This window comes from Bacteroidota bacterium (assembly GCA_016718825.1).
Taxonomy (GTDB): domain Bacteria; phylum Bacteroidota; class Bacteroidia; order J057; family JADKCL01; genus JADKCL01.
In genome coordinates this window covers 120,100-142,800 of the sequence record JADKCL010000012.1, presented here as the reverse complement: position 1 = coordinate 142,800, position 22,701 = coordinate 120,100, and the positions used below count along the sequence as shown (strand labels likewise).

Genomic DNA, 22,701 nt, shown 5'->3' with positions numbered 1-22,701 from the left:
GGATCGAGGGTTATTGTAGAAACCTGTAAGGTGTTTTCAGGACGATGTAGCACCGTTGGCATCAGGATGACCGCAATTTGGGGGCTGAACTCATTCTGGAACTCGTTGACAAGGAACGGGGAGACGGAAGGTTTGGCACGCGGACGCTGATGACAATGCTCGGACCTGCATTCGCAGAACACCACATTCAAATCGGGAGAGACCGGCTCTTCGATCTACTGGCTGAGCACGATATGCTCATTCGCCCCAGGAGGCACTATGTGCACACCACCGATTCCAATCACCACTTTCGTAAATGGTCCAATCTCATTGAAAACATGAAAATTGATCGTCCTGAACAAGTCTGGGTCAGCGATATCACCTACATCCGAACCCAAAACGGCTTCTTGTACTTGTCTATTATCACCGATGCATATTCAAAAAAAGTAATGGGCTTCAACCTGAGCCACCGCCTGGAGGCCAGGGGCGCAGTCGCGGCTTTGCGCATGGCGCTGAGCCAGCGGGCTTATCCTGAGCAGCCATTGATTCACCACTCCGACCGCGGCATCCAATATTGCTGCGCAAATTATGTGGAAGTACTTCAAAACGAAGGCATTGCGATCAGTATGGCGGAAAAGGGAAATCCATACGAAAATGCAATTGCCGAGCGCATCAACAGGACATTCAAGGAGCAACTGGGAATGGGAGCAACCTTTAAAAACTACCAACAGGCAATGGCAAAGCTGATCAAGGCAGTAGAAGTCTACAACCATCGTCGGCCTCATACCAGTTGCGATAACATGACCCCGGAACAAGCCCACGCTAGTTCTGGAGTCCTGAAAAAGCATTGGAAAAAGCGACCAACCAAAGCTCCCATGGCGGAGGCGCTGCCGCCCTCCACACCGCCAGGCAGGTTTGAATGAAATTGGTTAATATTGCCAAGCAGACAACCCAATCCAGGACGAAACCTCAACCTGAAAAGCTATTTCAGGACGTTCTTTCAAAGTGTAAATCCAAATCAGGATTATTGTAAAACCTGTAAGGTTTTTTCAGGACGGTTCAGAGAGGCCAACGAAATGGCGCAAAGCCGCCAGCAAAATCCCCCCCGCAGCAAAGCCGCAAACCCCCGCTTTGCCGCCGACCCCAACCAGTCGCCGCCAAAGCGAAAAAACGGTGGGGACCACCCAACCTCGGGCTCCCGCCCGAGGCTACCCACAGACGGCACCTTCGGCGCGAATAGCAACGCACACAACCAACAATGACTCAATCTTTAGATCAGCGAAGCTAATTTCAAAACCTACCCGATCACAAAACGGCTAATGGATCAATTTCCGGTTGCCTTCAGCTGCCGGCACCCCAAAGGCAAAGCCAACCCCTAGTCCACAAATCCCCAATTCAGAAAATTCTGCAAATCCTGTAAATTCTGATCCAGAAATTGCGTATATTCAACAATCGAATCCACCTACAATACGTAAATTGGCAAAAGCACACGGCCCCATCTTGCTCTCCGGTAAACTCCAAAACCTCATTTTCCGCGTCCGGGACAACAAAAACATTGTCCACCTCGCACCCGACAGAATCCAGGTCAAAAACGCCACCCAGCGTTACCACGACAACCGGATGGAATTCGGAGGCGCAGCCAAAATGGCCGGACAAATCTATGCCGGACTCCAAGCCAGCGGCCCCGATGACCCGCTAGGCCCCATTTTCCGGGCCTATCCCCAAAACCTGCTCACCAGCCGCATTCGCCGCGCACCCAATAGAAACAAAGTCCACATCGTCGGCGAACAGCTGCCCTACGTCGACAAGTTCCAATTTTGCGACATCGCCCCGGCCCTCAAAGGCCTCGACCTCAGCGGCCCGGAAGCCCCATCCGCCAAAGTCCACATGACCCCGATGGGCCCGCAGCACAACCCAACGGCAATAAAAATCACCGGTCTACAAAACGCCGCCAATGCCATCCCCGTCCACGGAAACGCAAGACTAGAATTCCGCCTGCACATCCGCCAGACCGAAATCAAGGACGTCTTCTACAATGCCATCCTCAAACAATGGCAACGCCAAGACGTCAAAACCAGAAACAGCAGCAGCATCCAAACCAAATGGTCCGACCCCAGCGATTGGATCCCCATCGATTTTTCCCCAAAGAAGGCATCACCCTCCCCATTCCAGCAGTCGATGAAACCCGCAACCACCTCACAGCTATTTTTATAGAATGGCGCGAAATCCGCACAGTTGGTCGCCGCACAATCCAACATCACCAACACGGCATCGTCAGAATCGCAGCGCTTCATGCCCCACGCGAAGCCTATCGTCATTCAGAGCGCAGCGAAGAATCTGTCTCACACTCAACCTCACACTGCCACCAGCCACGCCACCCATCACGCTGTCCCCAATCCCAAAACCCTATCCGACGGCAGAATGCGTCACCAAGACCCAAAGCAATTCCTCCAAGCCGCCCTAGCCAAGCTATTCCCCAAAAAGGAATCCCCACCCCTCCGCAAGCAATAAGCCCAAAACCACAATTTTCACAAAAGGCCTGAATCTTTAGATCGCCGTAGGCAAAGGCCAAAATCCCATAGCCGGGGCCACCGCCCTCGGCCAGGATACCCATTTCCCAACGCCACGCCCAAGCGTCGCAGACGCCAAGGCAACACCAATAATTGTCATCCGCCGCAGGCGGACCTTTAGGCAACCCACCGATCAAGCCATCCCAGATTGCAATCCAAGCGCCTAGAAGCGCCAACCACCCTGCTACAAGAGTGCTGCAATGCACGCCAAATCCCCGCCAATCCCCCGCCAAACATGCGCTCTCCACCAAAACTATTGTTCATACAATCGAGGCAAGCCTCGTCCCAAATCGGCACCGCCAACCGCTCGTCCTTGAACTGCTTCCTCAAGCTCGCCAGCCAGAGGCTGGCTGCAGCATCGGCGTTTCGGCGAGACGCCGACGCCTCCCAGACGGCAAAGCCGACCAATTCCCCTCTCCAAAAGCCAGCTGCCTACCCCTCCCCAAAAGCGCAGCGATGGGGAGGGGCCAGGGGAGAGGCCACAAAAAAGGCGGCAAGCCGCCACCAATAATCCCTCCGCAGCAAAGCCACAAACCCCGCTTTTGCGCCGACCCAAACAGTCGCCACAGAAGCAGATAACCGTGGGGGCCACCCAACCTCGGGCTTCCGCCCGTGGCCCCGATTCTCGGGAACTGCACCTTCGGCGCGAACAACAATGCATACAACCAACAATGACTCAATCTTTAGATCAGCGAAGCTAATTTCAGAACCAACCCGATCACGGAACTAACATTGTATGAATCTTCAGATCAGCGAAGCTAATTGCCAGATGCTTAAGCTTCTGGTCCCAAATCGGCAAAGCCAGCTCCTCCGCCCCAAACCCAAAACCCGAATTCCCCAGCCAGAGGCTGGCCGCAGCATCGGCGTTGCGGCGGGACGCCGCCGCCTCGACACGTTATAATTCAATCCAAAGCGCAATCCTGAAAATTCTGTGAATCCTGTAAATTCTGATTCAGACAATCCCTTACATTCGCTCCATAATCTCTGCTCCTGATGGCTTTTGAAGTAACCCCCGCACAGCGCGCCGCCCTTGAGGCCGCCTGTGAAACCCTGATCCCGGCATTGCAAGCCCCCGAAGGAGGCGACAAGGCTTATTGGGCCGCAACACCGGCAGATTTTAACGTGCCGCAACAGATTCTCGACCTCATGGAAGCCCAAAGTCCCGCCGAACAGCAGGAATTCCGGCAGTTGCTGGGTTTGTTGGATTCCAAAATTGCTGGGCTTTGGTTTGGCGGCAGCTGGGCAAAATTCAGGGAAATGCCCTTGGAACGCAGGGTGGAAATTCTCAAGAAATGGATGGGAAGCCGTTTCAACCTGCTGCGCAAGGCCTACGGCACCCTCAAGAAACTCACCATGTTTCTGCATTACGGTAGCCATCAAAACCATCAGAATCCGACTTGGGGGCCGAATGGATACAGCGGTGCCTTCGGTTCCGTGGCAGGTCCCAAAGCCCGCATCAAGCCCTTGCAAATCACCCAAGACACCGAGTTGACCTGCGATGTGGTGATCGTCGGCAGCGGCGCAGGCGGTGGATTGGCAGCAGGCTTATTGGCCGAATCGGGCTTGGACGTGATTCTCCTAGAAAAAGGTCCCTTCCTCAGCGGAGAAGAATTTACCGAACACGAAGCCGAGATGATCCGCAAGACCTACGACAAGCAGGGAGCCTTCCAAACCAAGGATGGCGGCGTGACCATATTCGCAGGATCCTGTCTCGGCGGCGGCACGACCATCAACTGGACGGGTGCCTTCGAAACGCCCGATTATGTTTTGGAAGAATGGGCCAAGGACCACGGCCTAGCCTTTGCCACCAAGGACGAATACCGCAAGTCCATGGACCGCGTCAACGCCGATTTCCACGTGAATACCCAAAATTCGCCGCACAATCCGCAGAACCAAGCCTTGTGGAGAGGGTCAGAGAAGCTCGGCGAACGGGTGGAAGTGATTGCCCGAAATGTCGAGGGTTGTGCGCTGCATCCGGGCACCGACAGCTGCGGATACTGCGGTATGGGCTGCCGCCGGGGCAACAAACGCGGGACATTGAGCACCTACATTCAGCGCGCCGCAGACAAAGGGGCGCGCATTGTGGTAGGAGCGGAGGTCAAAACCGTGATGACCGCCCAAGGGCAGGCACAAGGCGTAAAAGCCGCAGTCAACTTGGAAGGAGGGAAGCAAGTGAATGTAACGGTGAAGGCCAAACGTGTGGTTTTGGCAGCAGGCAGCATTCACACACCCGCGATTCTGATGCGCAGCGGCATCCAACATGGGGGTATCGGGCAGAATCTCTTTTTCCATCCCACCGTCGGCGTCACGGGGACTTACGATGCGCCGATGAACCCTTGGTTGGGCGTCATGATGAGTGCCGTGAACAAGGAGCATTTGCAGATGGATGGCAATTATGGATTCTGGGTCGAAACCCCGCCCTTGCATCCGGGCGTCGGGGCAATGTCCTTGGCTTGGGAAACTCCCGGTCGCCACAAGTCGACCTTGGCGACGGCTTCCCACATGGCGGCGTTTATTGTGCTCACCCGGGATAAATTCGGCGGACGTGTTTTGTTGGACAAAGATGGTTTTCCTGTCGTGGATTACCGATTGGCCGACTACGACCGGAACCACATGTTGACGGGGATGAAAAAAGCCTTCGAAATCCACCGCGCGGCAGGGGCAAATGAAATAACATTTCCCCATGCCACGCCGCGCACCTACAAGGTCAAGACGAGCAAGATGTCGGCGGAGGCTTGGCTGGGCAACATGCACACTTGGGGCTGGAAGGCGAATCAATTTGCCTTGTTCACCGCGCATCAAATGGGCACCTGCGCGATGGGCAGCGATGCAGCGCGCCACCCCGTCGACCCTAGCGGACAAGTCCGCGGTTTCAAAGGCCTCTACGTCGCCGACGGCAGCCTCATGCCCACAAGCGCAGGCATCAACCCCATGATGTCCATCATGGCCCTGGCCGACTTCGTCATCCGTGGCATGCTTTGAATGGAATTTTCAAATGTCTCGGCAATCGCATCACACCTGTCATTGGTCATATTTCCTGCACGCCCTCAACTGTTTCTTTCTAAGGTCTCGGTATGCCTATTGTGATGCTATTTTGGACTTCTCGGTTCAATGTCGCCCGAAGGCCTATCAATGAGTCCCGAGAACGCGAAGCCGTGCCTTTGAAGAGGAAGTACAAGCGAGCAATCGGGATAGCCTCCGGTGAAAATCGTTAAAGTCACGTTGTTCGCTCCGAAGGAGCCGCCTGTTGAACGGATCCTGTGAACAGCTGTCTTACCTTGCAACCAAGGCATTCTATCCGGCGCCTTTGATATTCGTAATGTCTTCGCCGTGCTCCCCGCTCCATTGATTTCCCCCAAAATCTCCATAACTTCCAAGCCGTTTCACCGAATCGCGGTCGAAACATGATTCACCCTCCAAATCAACAGGAATGAAACTGAAACATTTACTCCTCCTCGCCGCCTTGTCCACCCTTTTCACACAGGTGAATGCCCAAGCACACAAATGTGCAACCATGGACATTTGGCAACGGACCCTGATCAAGGACCCTGCCGCCTTGGAGCGCAAGCAACAATCCGAATTGGCAACACAAAACTGGATCGCTACCCACGGAAATACAGAAGAGACACAGGCGATCATCACGATCCCCGTCGTCGTGCACGTGGTGTACAACAACACCAATCAAAACATCTCCGATGCCCAGATTCAAACGCAAATCGTCTCCCTGAATGAAGATTTTCGCTTGCTGAATCCAGACTCCGTACCGGTTGGTCATGCATTTTGGCCCAATACTGCCGATTCACAAATTGAATTTTGCCTCGCAGCAGTCGATCCGAGTGGCAATGCAACCACGGGCATCACCCGCACAAGCACAACGCATGGCCTTTTTTCTGATCCCAACCTGGACGATGTGAAGTTCACCTCCCTTGGCGGCAAAGACAATTGGGACCCTACCCATTACCTCAATATCTGGGTCTGCAACCTCGGAAGCAGCCTTTATGGTTATGCCACCTTCCCTTCAGAACTCGCAACCGATCCCGACTTTGATGGTGTTGTGATTGACTTCAAAGCATTTGGCAGCATCGGAACCGCAACTTCGCCAGCCAACTTGGGCCGCACAGGCACCCACGAAATCGGGCATTGGCTCAACCTTTCCCACATTTGGGGCGATGACTTCTGTGGCGATGACCTCGTGGCGGATACCGAGCCTGCCGAAGAATCCAACTACGGATGCCCCACCTTTCCTTACAATGCCTTCAATGCCTGCGGAACGGGTGCCGATGGCGAGATGTACATGAACTACATGGATTATGTCGATGACAATTGCATGAACATGTTCACCTTCGGTCAGAAAAACAGAATGCGTGCTGCCTTGAATGGCGACCGTTCGGGATTGTTGTCCTCGCCAGGTTGCACCGGCATCGCAGCAGTGACCAATGCCTGGAATGCAGACAGGTTCACTGTGAGCCCCAATCCGAGTACAGGCGTTTTTACGCTGCAGTCAAAGGATTTTGTTCCCCGCAATGCGACCATCGCCGTTTTTAATGCCATGGGCGTAGAGGTGCTGCGTCAAGAAAGTGTGAAGTCTTTTCCCTTCGAATTGGATTTGAGCAGGATGCCAAGTGACATCTATTTCTTGCACATTTCCAATGGCAGCAACTTCGTATCCAAAAAAGTCATCCTCACGCATTGATTTATCAGAACTCCTACAATGAAAAAGTTATTCCCGATCCTGATGCTTGCAGCAGCGGTATTCGCCGGCTGCACAAAGACCTCCACCACGACAACTGCGGGTACAGATTCCACCCAAACGGCTGCCGCTGACACGACCAAGGAGGTCCTGATCGATTCCGTCGAAGTGGCTGATGTGCCGCCCGTACCAGTCGATTCCCCTGCCGTTGTGGCCTCCGATCCCAACGCGACAACCTCCGACAACGGTAAAAAGGTGAATCCGGATCCGATCGTGACCGCCACACGTTTGACCGTCTCCTTCATCAGCATTGGTGCCGGAACCGACTACAAGGCAAAAGAGAAGTTTGAGAAGTTTGTTGCCGGATTTGAAACCCGTAACAAAGTCAAACTTGTTGCTGAAAAGGTAGGTTGGGGCCGTGAAGGCGAGGTCGATTATTGCTACGATTTGGCGACCTTGAAACCCTTGCAACGTGCAGCTTTTGTGCAGGAAACAAAAGCATTGGTCAATGGCAATGACCTCGTGCAGGTCCGGGAAAACAAGCCCTGCCGCAAGCCGCGCAACGGCTAATTTCCCTTTCGGCAATACAGTTTGACGGCTGTGATGCCTTCTGCGTAGCCCAATTTGGCGGATTCGTAAAATTCGGCGCAGGCTTCGTCGCGCTTGTCCAGCCGCAATTTGGCCTTGCCCATCCAATAAAGGCATTGGCCATGGTCCGGGTGTCCCATTTCCAGGGCCAAGGTGGCGTCGGCGTTGGCCTCACTGAATTTTTCCAATTCGATGCGGGTTTTGGCACGGTAGAGATAGGCCTCCGCATACTGTCGATTCAATTGGATGGCAAAGTTTAGGTCGCGTTCCGCCTCGGCATACAAACTTTGCATGCTGAGGCAACGTGCCCGTCCGAGGTAGGCCTCAAACATCTTGGGATCGAGCACGATGGCCTTGCCGAAGTCAAGCTGTGCCGCTTGCATTTCCTTCGCTTCGAGCAGCACGATGCCATTCTTACAAGCATCAACCGCCGTAATGCCCGAGATACCACCTTTTTCGGTGAACAATTCGGTCAAGTCGGCATCCTTTGGAGGTGCGTAGGCGAGCACGTCGAGCGGCGTGGCGTTGGCAGGAACACGTTTGGCAAGGTAGGCGCCGACATGCGGCAGTTTTTTAGCTGCCTTGGCTTTTGTGTTGATTTCCGCACCTGCAAGCAGGAGTTTTTCAGCAATCCGCAGTTTTTCCAAATGCAGGCGCAAGAGGTCGCGCTTCATGGCTGTCCAGTGAAGCGCCGTCCAGCCCTGCACATCGCGGGAATTGACATCGGCCCCAGCTTTGAGCAGGGTTTCGACCATTTCCTCTTGACCGAGGTAGGCGGCATAATGCAAGGCAGGAATTTCCATCGCACCGCCCGCACTGTCCACGTTGGGAAGGGCAACTGCAATGACCTTTGCCAGGTCAATCCAAGTGGCAGGTTCCCAGGGTTTTCCCGCCAATTGATCGAGGCAGGCCATCAAATGTTTGGTTTGAGGTTTTGCGCCTTTTTTCAGGAGCGAAAGTGCAATTCCGGGATTGCCATTCTCCAGTGCAATATCCAAAGGGCCTTTTCCGCCCTTGCTCACGCGTGCGATGTCTGCGCCGGCAGCAAGCAGGAGCTCGGTGGAGGTATGATCGCCAGCCATGACCGCGATCAGCAGCGGCCATTCATCCACCTTGCGATTGGGGTCCGCGCCGTCCGTAAGTACCAAGCGCAAGGCGTCGTGCTGACGCGTTTGGATCGCATTCACCATTTCTTGATGGCGGTAAACGGAATATTTGCCACCCTTGCGTTGGAGGTAGATGGTGCCCTCTTGATTTTCAGACAAACGCGCGATATCCAGTGGCGTATAGTCATTGTTGGCGGCGACATTGAGTTCGGGGGCTTGCGCAAGGATCCATTCGAGCTTGTCGCGGTTCCCGAATGCCGCTGCGTAATGCAAGGCATTCATGCCGATGTTGTCCACGGCATGGATGTCTCCACCAAGTCCGACGATTTCCTGGAGAACGGTCACATCTGAAAACACGGCTGCCGCGTGGATGGGGGCGATGCCCTCGAGGTTGCGGGCATTGATGTCGATACCGCCACCTGCGGTCATGCGGATGCCTTCAATGTTGCCGCCGTAGGCAGCATAATGCATCACAGTATTGCCAGCGACGTCCATGGCGCGGTAATTGGCTCCCTTTTTGAGAAGGTAGAGTGCATATTCCTCGCCACCGCGGTTGCGAAGCGCATACATCAGCGGCGTCTTGCCGTCGCTGTCACCTGCATCGATATTGGCCTTTTTTTGCCGTAAAAACTGCAGGATTTTGATGTCGGCATGGTCGGCATTGGCATGGATCGGACCGACATAAACCACCTCGCCGGGACGGGTTTTGGCCAATCCCTCAAGGTAAAGCCGCCGGCTGATGAAAAACATGTAGTTGGGGCTTGTGGCAACCACGGTCATGTTCACGTCCGCCCCCTTTTTGACGCATTCCTTGGTGGTGCGCAAGTCAAATTGCTCGATGGCCAGCATCAAACGCGCCTGAATCGAGTCCTGGGCTACCAGCGAAACTTCGGTCGACAAAAGGGCAATCAGTATCAGTAGGCGGGTGATCCAAAGATTCATGCTGCAAATTTAGACGAAATTCGAAGCGTTTTTCCAGCCCTCTTTCCCAATGCCAAAAAGGCGCAACCTTGCGACCGCGCCTTTTGGCCAACTTCTTCAACTTATTCTTTTATTCGACCAGCACCTTGATGGCCGATGCAAACCCTTTGATCCGGATCACATACAGGCCTGTCGGCAAACTTTGAATGTCCATGGGAATACGGTTCAAGCCCGGACCAACCTGCATTTCCTGCTCCCGGATCTTCTGGCCGGTGATGGAAAATGCTTGCAATGTGCAAGTCTCCGCGTGCTCAGCGACCGCCTCGATCCACAGCACATCGCTTGCCGGATTGGGGAATGCAGTCCATTGCATGCTTTGCGCCGGATTGGGTAGCCCTGCCAGCGGATCTGATTTGAACCGGAGCGAATCGACGATCAAAACGCTGCCCGGCTGCGGATTTCCGTTCGGATGCGAGGACCACAGGTCGATCCTCACGGTGTCTGGAGCGGAGGGCAATTGGAAGGGAATCTCAAAATAGGTGTAGGATGCCTGATCATTGAGCACGATCGCAGCGACATTGGTCAGAATCCCGCCTTGGAAGAAAACGGCCCCGATGATGGCGCTGTCAGATCCAACGCCATTGTACTTGTAATAGCCGCAGAGCGTATCCGTCGTCAGGCTGTAGGGCTGTCCGCCAGCCTGATTGCCGCCGCTGAAGACCCCCGAGGTCATGTATCCCATGGTATCTTGCCCGCCAAAGATGGCTTGGGTTTCAATGCTTGCCGCAAACTGACCCGTAATGGCATCCGTCGTGCGGGTCACCACTTCTGCAGTATCGCCATACATATCAGGCGAACTCCAACCGATCGGCTCCGTGCGAACGGAGGTGCTCCAAGTTTCAAAATCGCCATTCGGGATCGGATTGGGCGAGTCAAATGCAAGGTCGTCCAGCAAGATCCAGCTTCCGTCCGCAAGGCCTGGACCATCTGCGAGGCTCGATCCGACAGCAATGATTACCGAATCTGGCATTGCACTCAGGGTCAGCGGCATTTGAAAGGAGGTATAGGTATTCGCAGTCCCTGTAAACCAGTAATAGTCCGTTGAGAGCACAATTCCTCCGCTTTTGAAAAGCACGATGATGATCGAAGTGTCTCCCGGTACCAAATCATACTTTACCCAGCCAGTCATTGCTGTGGGTTGTTGATTGTAGGGTACGCCACCTTCCCCCGAATTGGGATCGCCTGGGCAATTTGCGATGTATGCAAACAGTGAATCGTTGGCGTTGGCAAAGGTTTCCAGGCGGATGGCATATTGGCCACCATGTGCGTCAGTGCTTTTGGTCACATTCGGAGCGCCAAAAAACATTTGAGCATACAGATTGGAATTGAACCATGTAGCGGGAATCTCAGTCGTATCGACGTCCCATAGCTCAAAACTGGGGTTGGGTACAGCCTGACCAAATGTCGAGCCGAAGCAGGTCGCAACAACAAGCAACAAAATGTAGATCTTTCTCATACAAATGGTTCTTTGATCAAAATTCGGAAGAAAAAAGTGGGATGTTTGTGATCTGTGTCATGAAGTGGCTTGACTTTCAGTAGGTTTGTCCGCCGAGCCTCAGCTTCTTGCAAGGCCTGCGTGCCTCCGCAACTGCCGCAACCACCCCCGCAACAGCCAAAATTTCCCACTGAATGGTTTGGCAGTAGGCCGAAATGTGTGCAAATTTGCAGCCACTATCCAAAATGGCCCTGTAGTTCAATGGATAGAACAGGTGTTTCCTAAATACCAGATCCAAGTTCGATCCTTGGCGGGGCTACAAAAAAAGTCGGCAGTGGCCGACTTTTTCAATTTTGGATGTCCATCATCATGCGCTGCTTGCCCTCAAAGCCTTGTTCCTTGCAGGTCCTAGCAGGCATGCAGCTTCATTTCATTGCCCCGTGGAGGGCGAATATGCGTCAATGTTGTGCGGGTAATCTTAAATGCTGTTTTCATTGGGCTGAGAAGTTCAATTCTTGAGAATGACCAATATTCGCGGTTTCGGGGACGTTCGTAAAATCAACTTGCGGTACGAATTACGTATCCAAAAGCATTCATGCCATGTAAGTGGATGTCTTGGAATGTTGTCGGAAGGAAAATTTGCTTGTAGCAGATCATATAATTTGCGTTTGCATTGCCGTGGTGGGCTTGAATTTCCAAGCCGCTGAACTACAAATCGTGTACATTGCCTATTGATTGAAGCAAGACGAGGCAGATGGGGTGCGTCAATTCAATGGACAAGGAGAAAAGACAGTTTGCAATGAACAGAAGGGATTTTTTCAAACTCACCGGATTGGGCGCAGGTGCTGCCTTCCTTGTCCCGACCTTGCTGGCTTCGGCATGGACGGAGCAGTGGAAAGCGGAAGACGCGGTGAAATTTGCTGTTGCCCACGCGCAGGCTTGTGGTGCCACTTATGCGGACGCGACCGTCGGTCCTTGCGAAGTTTTCGGCCATTCAGAAGATTTTGCCGCGACGAGTTTGCTTGAATCTGACTTGCTCGGCATGCGGATTTGTACCCCGTTCGGCTGGCGAAAATTGGTCATTCCCCGGTTTTCCCAAGACGAAATTCGGGCGCAAATGCAGCTGGTTTTCGACGAAAAACGGCCCTTGCAAATGGAACGCAACCATTGGCTTGCTGCGAATTTCTCCAAAGAAACCGTGGTGGCACATGATTCCAGTGATGCGTCGGTGGAAGCGGGGCTGAATGCTGCCATGCTCCGCTATGGCCAACGCCTGGATTTGCCTGTAAACGGTCCGAATTCGCTTTTCTGTGACATTCTCCTTCATCAATAATCTCATGGCATACAGCATCACCACCACCTTCAACGGGGAGACACGAACATTTGGAGCCGAAATTGAAACAACGGCCCTCGAAGTGATCCGCCAACAGGCTGGATTCACCGGGACGAAGCTCGTTTGCGGTTCGGGCGCCTGCGGTGCATGTACGATCCTCGTCGATGGCGAGGCGCGTTGCAGCTGCATCATGCCTGCCTTGCACATGGAAGGCAAACGAATCGACACCATCGAAAGCCATGCGACACAGGGCGATGCACACCCTGTCCAAAAGGCCTTCCTCGCCCACGATGCGCTGCAATGCGGATTTTGCACCCCCGGTTTCATCAACGAGGGCATCGCATTCTACAACGATTGGCAGGCCAAACACAAAGGGCAGCGACCCGAACGCGACGAGATTGCTGCCGCCATGGCAGGCCATTATTGCCGCTGTGGTGCCTACCAAGGCATTTTTCAGGCCATGATGGACGCCTGCGAAGGCAAATTTGACGGGCCTGAAATCCCGGAATTTCTCCGCAACGATGGCCGGCAAAAGGTCACGGGATTCGCCCAATACACCGCTGACATTCAGCTTCCCGGGCAATTGGTGGGGGTAATCCTGCGCTCGACCATCCCGCATGGTAAGATTCTGCGCATCGACTCCCTTGCTGCAGAAAAAATGGATGGAGTCAAGGCCGTTTTGCGCTTGAAGCAAGACGAAATCACCCGTTACGAGGGCGAACCCCTTGTGGCCCTCGCTGCTACAACTGAAGCGATTGCCTACGCCGCTTTGCAAGCAATTGTCGTTGAATACGAGCCACTTCCATTTGTTCTTGAAATCCGCGAATCCATGAAACCGGATGCGGTTCCGCTATTTTCCGGAGACAAAAAGGAGATCGCTGCTGCTTCCGAAGCCCCGCCATTTCCCGGAAGTTGGGAGGGGAACGTCCGCAAGACGCTGCTCAGCCTCTCCTCCTCCGACAAAGGCAAGGCACAACGCCTCACTGAAAAATCCGATCCCAAGCTTGCGACCCATTTTGCAGCGACTTTCCAGACACCCACGCAATTCCATACGACCTTTGAACCGCATTGTGCGGTGGCAGATTGGAAAGCAGACGGCAAGCTCACCGTTTACGCCTCCACACAAGGAGTTCACGCACTTGGAAAGGCAATCGCGGAGCGCTACGAACTCAAGGAAGACGACGTCCAAGTCTTCGCAGAATATGTCGGCGGGGGATTCGGCTCCAAGCTTACCATGTACACGGCCATCAAAACCGCCATCGAATTGTCCCGCGCAGCCAAGTGGCCGGTCGCGGTGATTTACGACCGTGCTGAGGAATTCAGTGAGACGGGTTACCGTCCCTCTGCCGAAATAGAAGTGGTTTTGACCGCGGAGGAAGACGGGAGTAACGCCGCCTATACGATGACGGCTTACGGCAATTCGGGTTTTGCAATCGGCTCCAATGTGGCCGACATTTCCGGCTTGGGCTACACGGGCATCGCCAAGTCTCTGCTTGATTACGATGTGTTGACCAATTTCCAACCCGGCGCGGCCTTCCGGGGGCCGGGCGGACCTGCCGCATGTTTTGCCTTGGAACAATCGATTGACCACATGGCGCATCAAATGAAAATGGATCCGATCGCCCTTCGCCGCAAATGGGAAAAGCATGAGGGGTATTTGCAGCTCTTTGATTGGGTGGAGAAATTGTCGATTTGGAATCGTCGCAAACCTGTGGGTTCCCAAGGCGGTCGTTACCGAACCGGAGTTGGTGTTTCCTTCGGCGGATGGATGCACATCTATATGCCACCCGCCGAGGTCGAAATTGAAGCCACTCCCGCCGGAATTACCATTCGAAATGCAGTTCAAGACATGGGCCAAGGTGCAAGGTCGGTGTTGTCCAAGGCTGTCGCGGATGTTTTTGGCATAGCTGCGAATGCTGTCAACGTCGAAATCGGAAAAAATAACCTTCCCATCGGACCAACCTCCGGCGGAAGCCGCACCACCGCGACGATTTACCCCGCCGCATTCGAAGCCGCAGAAAAACTCCGTGACACGATCCTGAAGCAGGTTTCCAAAAGTGAATCCTTGGTCGATGCAAAGGCAGGTCTCACGGGAATCGTGCATGCGGCAGGGACAATGTCGTGGTTTGATGCCTTTTCCAAAATTGACTTCATACGCGAAAAGGCGACCCGTGGGCACAACGACGGCTTCAATCCTATGGGAATGTTGCCGCTGCCCGAAGGAATGGAATTGGGACAAAATCGCGCTTATGGCGTGTATGTGATTGCTGTCGAAGTCGATACATGGCTCGGCAAAACCCGTGTGACCGAGGTCAACGGCGCCATGCGCGTCGGCAAGGTGCACGTGCGTCCGCTTGCGGAAAGCCAATGCCAAGGGGGTGTCATTCAGGGAATCGGCCACGTTTTGTACGAAGACCGTGCCGTCTGCAGCAAAACAGGCAAGCTGCTTTCCCGCGGATTGGAAGATTACCGTTTGCCGGGCATGGGAGACATTCCACCCATCAGCATTGACTTTATCGAGGAGGGTTTTGAAATGGTCAAACAAAAGGGAATCGGGCTCGCCGAATTGTGTACCACCCCCGTCGCAGGCGCCGTTGCCAACGCGATTTTTAACGCGACAGGCTACCGTCCGCTCGTCGCACCGATCACGCCGGAACGTTTGTTGGCGGGACTGAAAACCGTTCAAGGAGGGGAGGGAAACTGATATGAGCACAATCGCAACGACCATTGCCGCCGCAAAAATTGCAAACGGCGAATTCCGCGCAGGTGGAACGGACTTGATGGACCGCCTTCGGCACCACGTGACCTCGGGCGACATTGTTGACATTTCGCGGATTCCTGGACTGGATCAAATTGTGATGAACGATGACGGTACGTGCACGATCGGCGCTTTCGTAACCATCGACCAAGTTGCCAAGAGCCCTGTCATTCAAAAGCATTATCCTGGATTGGCGAAAGCAGCTGGTGAATTGGCGAATCCGCAGATTCGGCGGGCGGCGAGCATCGGCGGATCCTTGCTGCAACGCAGCCGTTGCTGGTATTATCGCCACGAGGGATTCACCTGCTTCAAAAAAGGCGGCAATTCCTGCCCCATGCGCGAAGGCAACCATCAATATGGTGTTTGCTTTGATCTTGGGCCTTGTGTGGCACCGCATCCAAGCACCTTGGGCATGGTTTTGATGGCCTATGATGCCGAAATCACCGTCGACGGAGCAGGACGCCGGAGCGTTGCCGCCCTTTACGGTGACGGCAAACAAGCGGCTGCCGACCATCTGTTAGCCGCCCATGAAATGCTGACCTTTGTCCATTTGCCAGTCCCATTCCCCGACGAATTGTCCGCCTATTCCCGGACCATCAGCCGCGCACGCGCTGAATGGCCATTGGTCGAGGTATTTGTGATCGGCAACGCAACAAAACCCATTGCGATGGCAAATGTGCGTGTTGTGATCGGCGGCGTTGCCAATGTGCCCTTGCGCTTGGGCAAAGTCGAGGCTTATCTCAGCGGCCGCAGTGCGCGTCGCGCCGTTTACGATGCAGCCGGTCGCCTCGCTGTGGAGGGTGCAAATCCGTTGCCGGGAACCCAATACAAGGTCGAACTTGTGGCAAGAACGGTGGCTGAAACCATAGAATTCGCATTTATCTCCTTGGAGGGCGAGGATTGAGCTGTCACCATGGGCGCATCGCATCAAGAAATTTCCAATATCCTGGCCGCGATTGAGGCTTCAGCATTGCCGTTGGAGCAGATGGCGCTTGCGACCGTGGTGGATGTCGAGGGTTCCGCTTATCGGCGCATCGGCGCGCGGATGTTGATTTTGGAAAATGGCAACTGGGTCGGTTCGATTTCCGGCGGATGTCTCGAAGGCAATGCCTTGCGCATCGCGCGCGAGGTCATGCGTTTGGGCAAGCCGCGCCTGATTGCCTACGATACCCGAACCGATGAAAACGCCAAAATTTTGGGCGCAAGCTTGGGTTGCAACGGCATCATCGAGGTCTGGATCGAACCGATGGCGGGAACCGAGGCTCTGCCGATATTGAAGGCATTGAAACAGGCATTTCTGGGAAAATCAGAATCTTGGTTTGCGCGGGATTTGGTGGTCAACGCCATGGCTGACGGGAGATGGAGCTTCCTCGGCACATCCGACGATGATCCCGATATTTTTTCGGAGGGCGATGCAAAGGAGTTGCTCGCTCAACCTGGCATCCAAATCCTCCATTCCGGCCTGTTTACCATTCAAGTTTTCGTAGAATGCGTGACACCTGCGACCCGGCTGCTGGTTTTTGGCGGTGGCGAAGACGCCCGTCCGCTCGTGCAATTGGCTGCGCAACTGGGTTGGCGTGTGACAGTGACAGACGATTGCGGGGCCAAGGCCCTGCCGATTCGGTTTCCAGAGGCCGAAAGCGTCTTGCAGCTTCAACGCGAGCGGGCAGCGCAGGAATTGCAGCCCGATCGGTTCACCGCCGCGGTCTTGATGTCGCACAACTACGGCTACGACAAGGCCATTTTGCAGGAATTGGTGGGCACCGACGTTGCCTACATTGGTTTGCTGGGTCCACGCAAGCGCTTTGACCGCATGAATGCCGAGCTCGGCGGCGTTTTGGACGACAATCAAGCGATTCACGCGCCCATCGGGCTCGACATTGGCGCGCAGACGCCGTTGGAAATCGCCGTGGCCGTTGTGGCCGAGATTCAAGCCGTGTTTTCGAGACGCAATGCTGGATTTTTGAAGCAACGCGAAGGCTTTATCCATGACCGAAAAGAATTGCAAACATGACCAAAGTCGGAATCGTTTTGCTGGCGGCGGGTGGAAGTTCGCGGATGGGTTTCCCCAAACAATTGATCGAATTTCAAGGGAAAAAGCTGATTCAAATCGTCGCAGAGCGGCTTCTGGCCTGCCGATGCTTTCCCACGACGGTGATTTTGGGTGGCCATTCGAGGGAAATTCTGCCTTATCTGCAAGGATATGAACTCGACATCCTCGAGAATTTGGATTGGCAGTCGGGCATGGCGACGTCGATTCGCTGTGCGGTTTCCTTTGTAGAAGCCCATTATCCGGACCTGACGCATTTGATGTTTGCCCTGGTCGATCAGCCGTTTGTGGAAGCGGAACATTATTACGCTTTGGTAGAAGCAGCGGAAAAGGAGCCTGACAAGGTGGTCGCAGCTTTTTACGGTGGCCAACCGGGTGCGCCGGTGATCCTTCCACGCAAATATTTCCCGATGCTGATGCGCTTGACAGGTGATCAAGGGGCGCGTGCTGTCATTCGCAACTTGCCTGCCGATCAATTGTTGACCGTCGATATGCCGACAGCAATGATCGATTGGGATGCGTCAGGGGACATTCGCTGAACTTCCTTTTCGAGACGAAGGTTGCATTTCGCTTTCCCCGAAACATTCGCGGCCCCATTCTGTTTAATGTTTGTATATAAAACGTTAAACAGAATTAGTCTTATGAAACGCACAGAACTTCAATACGGTCTCTATATGCTGCTGGGCTTTGTCGCCTTTTTCTTCGCGATGAAAGGTTTGGGGCTTTATACTAATCTCAATTTGAGGGGATTGAATATCCTGATCCATGGCACATTTGCATTTCTGGCGATGCGCGCCTTCCGGCAACGAAACGCAACGCCGTTTGAATTTCTCGAGACGTTTGCCGTCGGATTTCGTACATCGATGTGGGCTGTCATCACTTTTGCCTTCTTTCAATTCATTTACCTACAATTCCTTGACCCCAATTTTATGGTCTACATTCATCAAAACGCCATCATGGGGAGCTATTTGACTCCGGCCTTCGCATCGGTGTTCTTGGTGATGGAAGGCCTTGGCGTTACGATTTTCACCTCCTATGTGGGAATGCGTATGCTCACTGTGATGGAAAAGGTACCACCTGTTGTCTGAAATAGGGAGTAAATTTGTTGGAGGAAAACTCCATTTCCGGCTTCCCGGATGAATCTTTGGAGATACCCTTTTTTACGCGTCGATTGTTTTTAAATTCTTACAAATGAATGTATTACTTACCGGCGCCACCGGCTACATCGGCCAGCACCTCTTGCGCAAATTGCTGGGAGAAGGTCATCACGTCACCTGTTGCGTTCGGAATCCATCGCTTTTCCGCATGCCCAAAGGGGCGGATTCGCAAATTGATCTCTTCAAGGTTGATTTTGTGAAAATGGAGGAGGATCGGCGCATTACCGGAAAGTACGATGTTGCCTACTATTTGATCCACTCAATGGCGGCATCCACGGATTCTTTTGATGATTTGGAGACGAAATCGGCATTGAATTTCTTGAAGCTCACAAGGGATTGCGGCATTCAGCAAGTGATCTATTTGAGCGGGATCTCCAACGAACAGACGCTTTCAAAGCATTTGCGTTCGCGGCTACATGTGGAGGAGGTGCTGCGCAGCGGCACTGCTGCGGTCACAGCGCTTCGTGCAGGCATCATTGTCGGGGCTGGAAGCGCCTCCTTTGAACTGATCCGTGACATCGTCGAGAAATTGCCCGTCATGATCACCCCCAAGTGGCTGGATACCAAATGCCAACCGATTGCAATCGCCAATGTGCTGCAATTCCTGACCGGCGTTGCCTTGAAGCCGGACTATTACGGAAAAAGCTTTGATATCGGTGGCTCCGAAGTGCTGAGCTACAAGGAGATGTTGCTGGGATTTGCCAAGGTGCGTGGCTTGCGTCGCACGATCATTACTGTGCCCGTGATGACGCCACGGCTATCTTCGTACTGGTTATATTTTGTGACCTCGGTTTCCTATCCTTTGGCGGTCAATCTGGTGAACAGCATGAAGATCGATGTGATCTGCAAGCCCAACAACCTTGCCGGGGAGCTCAATATTGACCTGATTCCCTATCCCGAAGCGATCAAAATGGCCTTGAGCCTCTACGAAGGTCAAGGCCTGTTTTCAAGCTGGAAGGATGCGCTCAGCTCGAGCTTTGCGGGGTCAGGCTTGGACATATTCAAAGGCGTACCTGAATTCGGGTGCCTGAAAGACAGGCGGGAGCTCGATATCACGGGCAACCGTACACAGGTTCTGGAGAATATCTGGGCGATCGGTGGACAACGCGGCTGGTACTACGGGAATTGGCTCTGGAAAATTCGTGGATTTTTGGACAAACTGATGGGTGGCGTGGGCCTGCGTCGCGGCCGTACGCACGACACAAATATTGAAGCAGGCGATGCCTTGGATTTCTGGAGGGTCCTGGAGGCGGACTTCACAGCCGGACGCCTGCTGCTGTTTGCGGAAATGAAGCTTCCCGGAGAGGCTTGGCTGGAGTTTCAGATCGTGTCAAGCCCGCAAGGAGATAAGCTCATCCAAACCGCAACGTTCAGACCCAAAGGTTTATTGGGAAGGCTTTATTGGTATGCCGTCGTGCCACTCCATTTTTTTGTGTTTCGCGGGATGATTCGCAGGATCGCCGCATACAGGGATTCTAAGGGGGCGCGCAGCCGGGCGGCCCCGGCGCGCCGAGGCCCCGGCACAGGGAGAGGCGGGTCAGCACCAAAATCAGCAATCCATAAATCGGGGCGGAAACGCCCGCCACCCCCCGCACGTAAATGGCCTGCTGCAAAAGCGCAAGCAATCCATTGAATCCCAGCAAAATTTTGGAAGCCCAAGGCCGGAATTCTCTAGGATACAGCTGACTGAGAAACATAAGGAAAAACGGCGTCAGGAAAAAAGTGATCACGTATTCGACCTTTTTGGCGAGGATCCATGACATCCACGGCATGAGTTCGCTGTAGAAGTTTTCGTTGATGAAAAGCATCCGCGAACCGACCAACAAACAAAAATCCCAAAAACCAGGCGACCGGCGGCGCAGGAGGAAAGCCAGGAAAAGCCCGTAGCAAGGCGCCCAAAAAAGCCCGTCCCCACCGCCGACCGCAAAGGCCGGTGCGGGCCATAGCTGGATTCCGCCACTTTTCCAGCGCCCCGAGACTTCCGACCTGCCATGACACGGGATTTCAGGCCGAGCAGGCAATGAGTGGGGAGATGCGAGGACATAGTGGCGAACCCTCTGCTCCAGCTTGCCATGATTTGGGTGTCGTTCCAGACCTGAAACGAGTGGAAGTGTCGCACGTTTGCGTGCGATTACATCGCGGAGACAATAACCCCAGAAATGCCCACGGGCTTTTCGAGTCCCAATCGAGGTCAAGATGCCTTGCTTAATGACGCGCTTCCAGCTTCAACACTTAGTTACCAAGATATAAAAGGCAAGGATTCACCAATTTGGTCCTTGAATCAATGGACTAACAGCGCGAAAAACATTGTTTCCAGAATTCATGTTATTACATCCAAAAGAACGATTGCACATGCATCTCGACATCCTCCACAAAGCGCAACAGGGCCAAGGTGAATTCAACTTTGGCGCGATTCTGGAAAACAAACCGATCGGATTTCCCGGCGACGGTGGCCGCGGCAAGCCTTATTCCAATCTTTTTTATTGGGCCCATGCCTGGACGCCCGGCGGTGACAGCACCATCGGCTTGCATCCCCACAAAGGCTTCGAAATCATGTCCTTCGTTCTGCGCGGAGAAATTGAGCACTACGATACCAAGCTTCGGGAATGGCGGACCTTGCGGGCGGGCGATGCCCAAATCATTCGCGCCGGCAACGGCGTCTCGCATTCGGAGAAAATCAAGGAAAAATCCTCCATCTTCCAGATTTGGATGGATCCCAACCTCAATGTCACCCTCGGGCAGCCTGCGAGTTATGACGATTATCCCACCGAAGCCTTTCCTTTGACGGAGCGCGAAGGCATGGTGGTCAAAACCTACAAAGGCGAGGGTTCGCCCTTGCACATGGTCACGCCAGGTGTCACAATCGAGGAGTTGCGCATGATAAAAGGAACGCAAACGCTCACCATTGGCAATGGCGAGGTTGTGTCGGCTTATGTGCTGGATGGCAAGTTGGAATTGCATGGAACGACTTTGGAAGTGGATGATTTTTTCACGGCTTCGAATGCGGAAATGCTGACATTGGATGCCTTGGAAGACAGCAAGCTGTTCGTGATCCGGTCTCCACTGGAGCCTGGGTATCCGACCTACGCGCGGTTTGCCCGCTGATCGCTGATGCACATTGGGCATTCCCAACATCCTCCTTGCCGGAAAAAGGGACTTTTGCCTCAAAGTTGAACATGATTCTGCAGGTGAATCCCTGCAACATTGCAAAACCGGAAAAGGATTCGGATTTTTGCATTTGTTCAGGGTAGAATTGTTTTGCCCGTCTGGTCAAGTTTTTAGAATTCAGCGCGTATGTCAGTCGGAAAAATCGTCAATCGCATCCCAGTTTTAGGGCCTGCGGCCATCAAGGTAAAGAAGGCCGTGTTTGGCCAGAAAAAATTCCCGGGTTCGGCTGAATATTGGGAGTCGCGCTACGCCACCGGCGGCAATTCCGGTGCAGGATCTTATAGCTTGCTTGCGATGCACAAGGCCGAGATCATCAATGCCTTCGTCGCAGAAAACGACATCCAAACCGTTATCGAATTTGGCTGTGGCGACGGCAATCAATTGACTTTGGGCAAGTATCCCAACTACATCGGCTTGGATGTGTCGCCGACGATCATCCGGCATTGTATGCATCTGTTCAAGGGCGATGACAGCAAAAGCTTCTTCGTCTATGATTCACGTGCTTTCCAAGACAACCACGAGGTCTTCAAGGTCGATTTGGCGATGTCATTGGACGTGCTGTATCACTTGATCGAAGACGAGGTGTTCAACAACTACATGAACCACCTATTCAACGCGGCGAGCAAATACGTGCTGGTTTATTCCAGCAATTTCCAGAAAGCCCAAAACCATCACGAAATTGACCGTGTTTTCACGGACTGGATCGCCCAAAATCGTCCCGATTGGGAATTTTGGAAGAAGATCGACAACAAATACAAGGTGGATCCCAAAGACCCGATCAATTCGTCCAAGGCTGATTTCTACTTCTTTAGGCCCAAGCGCTAATCTTTGGGTTGGATTCCTGATTTTTCTTACATCATTGAATCTCTCGTTTGGGACCATGCCT

16 protein-coding genes and 1 tRNA gene are annotated in these 22,701 nt (G+C 53.6%); 15 read left to right on the top strand and 2 right to left on the bottom strand.

The features are described 5' to 3' along the window. Nucleotides 1-77 precede the first annotated feature (77 nt). The 5 genes from IPN95_15570 (at nt 78) to IPN95_15550 (ending at nt 7,809) form a co-directional block, all read left to right on the top strand. Nucleotides 78-902 (top strand): IS3 family transposase, encoded by an 825-nt coding sequence (locus IPN95_15570; protein ID MBK9450791.1) that lies wholly within the window; start codon nt 78-80, stop codon nt 900-902. 553 nt (nt 903-1,455) lie between these two features. Continuing rightward, on the top strand, nt 1,456-2,193 hold the full coding sequence (locus tag IPN95_15565; protein ID MBK9450790.1) for a hypothetical protein: 738 nt from the start codon (nt 1,456-1,458) through the stop codon (nt 2,191-2,193). Nucleotides 2,194-3,542: 1,349 nt separating this feature from the next. After that, on the top strand, nt 3,543-5,531 hold the full coding sequence (locus tag IPN95_15560; GenBank protein ID MBK9450789.1) for an FAD-dependent oxidoreductase: 1,989 nt from the start codon (nt 3,543-3,545) through the stop codon (nt 5,529-5,531). A gap of 448 nt (nt 5,532-5,979) precedes the next feature. After that, entirely contained in the window at nt 5,980-7,242 is a 1,263-nt protein-coding gene (locus IPN95_15555) for a T9SS type A sorting domain-containing protein (GenBank protein MBK9450788.1), read from the top strand. A gap of 18 nt (nt 7,243-7,260) precedes the next feature. After that, nucleotides 7,261-7,809 (top strand): hypothetical protein, encoded by a 549-nt coding sequence (locus tag IPN95_15550; protein MBK9450787.1) that lies wholly within the window; start codon nt 7,261-7,263, stop codon nt 7,807-7,809. On the opposite strand, the gene IPN95_15545 is transcribed toward IPN95_15550, so the two are convergent. After that, nucleotides 7,806-9,875 (bottom strand): ankyrin repeat domain-containing protein, encoded by a 2,070-nt coding sequence (locus tag IPN95_15545; protein MBK9450786.1) that lies wholly within the window; start codon nt 9,873-9,875, stop codon nt 7,806-7,808. The genes IPN95_15550 and IPN95_15545 overlap by 4 nt on opposite strands. 109 nt (nt 9,876-9,984) lie before the next feature. Then, nucleotides 9,985-11,370 carry a hypothetical protein gene (locus IPN95_15540; protein ID MBK9450785.1) on the bottom strand — a complete coding sequence of 462 codons (1,386 nt, stop codon included), beginning with the start codon at nt 11,368-11,370 and terminating at the stop codon, nt 9,985-9,987. A gap of 226 nt (nt 11,371-11,596) precedes the next feature. Here IPN95_15540 and IPN95_15535 point away from each other — a divergent pair. The 10 genes from IPN95_15535 (at nt 11,597) to IPN95_15490 (ending at nt 22,640) form a co-directional block, all read left to right on the top strand. After that, nucleotides 11,597-11,668 (top strand) — tRNA-Arg (locus tag IPN95_15535). Between the two features lie 480 nt (nt 11,669-12,148). Further along, on the top strand, nt 12,149-12,682 hold the full coding sequence (locus IPN95_15530; GenBank protein MBK9450784.1) for a hypothetical protein: 534 nt from the start codon (nt 12,149-12,151) through the stop codon (nt 12,680-12,682). Between the two features lie 4 nt (nt 12,683-12,686). Beyond that, a complete protein-coding gene (locus tag IPN95_15525; protein ID MBK9450783.1) occupies nt 12,687-15,386 on the top strand; it encodes a molybdopterin-dependent oxidoreductase in 2,700 nt (899 codons plus the stop codon). A gap of 1 nt (nt 15,387) precedes the next feature. Continuing rightward, nucleotides 15,388-16,344, top strand: a complete 957-nt coding sequence (locus IPN95_15520; GenBank protein MBK9450782.1) for an FAD binding domain-containing protein — start codon at nt 15,388-15,390, stop codon at nt 16,342-16,344. 9 nt (nt 16,345-16,353) lie between these two features. Continuing rightward, on the top strand, nt 16,354-17,454 hold the full coding sequence (locus IPN95_15515; protein MBK9450781.1) for an XdhC family protein: 1,101 nt from the start codon (nt 16,354-16,356) through the stop codon (nt 17,452-17,454). Continuing rightward, nucleotides 17,451-18,029, top strand: coding sequence for a nucleotidyltransferase family protein (locus tag IPN95_15510; protein ID MBK9450780.1), 579 nt, complete (start codon nt 17,451-17,453; stop codon nt 18,027-18,029). The genes IPN95_15515 and IPN95_15510 overlap by 4 nt, the downstream gene beginning before the upstream one ends. A gap of 102 nt (nt 18,030-18,131) precedes the next feature. After that, complete coding sequence (locus IPN95_15505) at nt 18,132-18,578, top strand: DUF4199 domain-containing protein (protein ID MBK9450779.1); 447 nt, start codon at nt 18,132-18,134, stop codon at nt 18,576-18,578. 103 nt (nt 18,579-18,681) lie between these two features. Beyond that, a complete protein-coding gene (locus IPN95_15500) occupies nt 18,682-20,280 on the top strand; it encodes an SDR family oxidoreductase (protein ID MBK9450778.1) in 1,599 nt (532 codons plus the stop codon). A gap of 719 nt (nt 20,281-20,999) precedes the next feature. Further along, nucleotides 21,000-21,752, top strand: coding sequence for a pirin family protein (locus IPN95_15495; GenBank protein MBK9450777.1), 753 nt, complete (start codon nt 21,000-21,002; stop codon nt 21,750-21,752). Nucleotides 21,753-21,941: 189 nt separating this feature from the next. Beyond that, on the top strand, nt 21,942-22,640 hold the full coding sequence (locus IPN95_15490; protein ID MBK9450776.1) for a class I SAM-dependent methyltransferase: 699 nt from the start codon (nt 21,942-21,944) through the stop codon (nt 22,638-22,640). Nucleotides 22,641-22,701 lie beyond the last annotated feature (61 nt).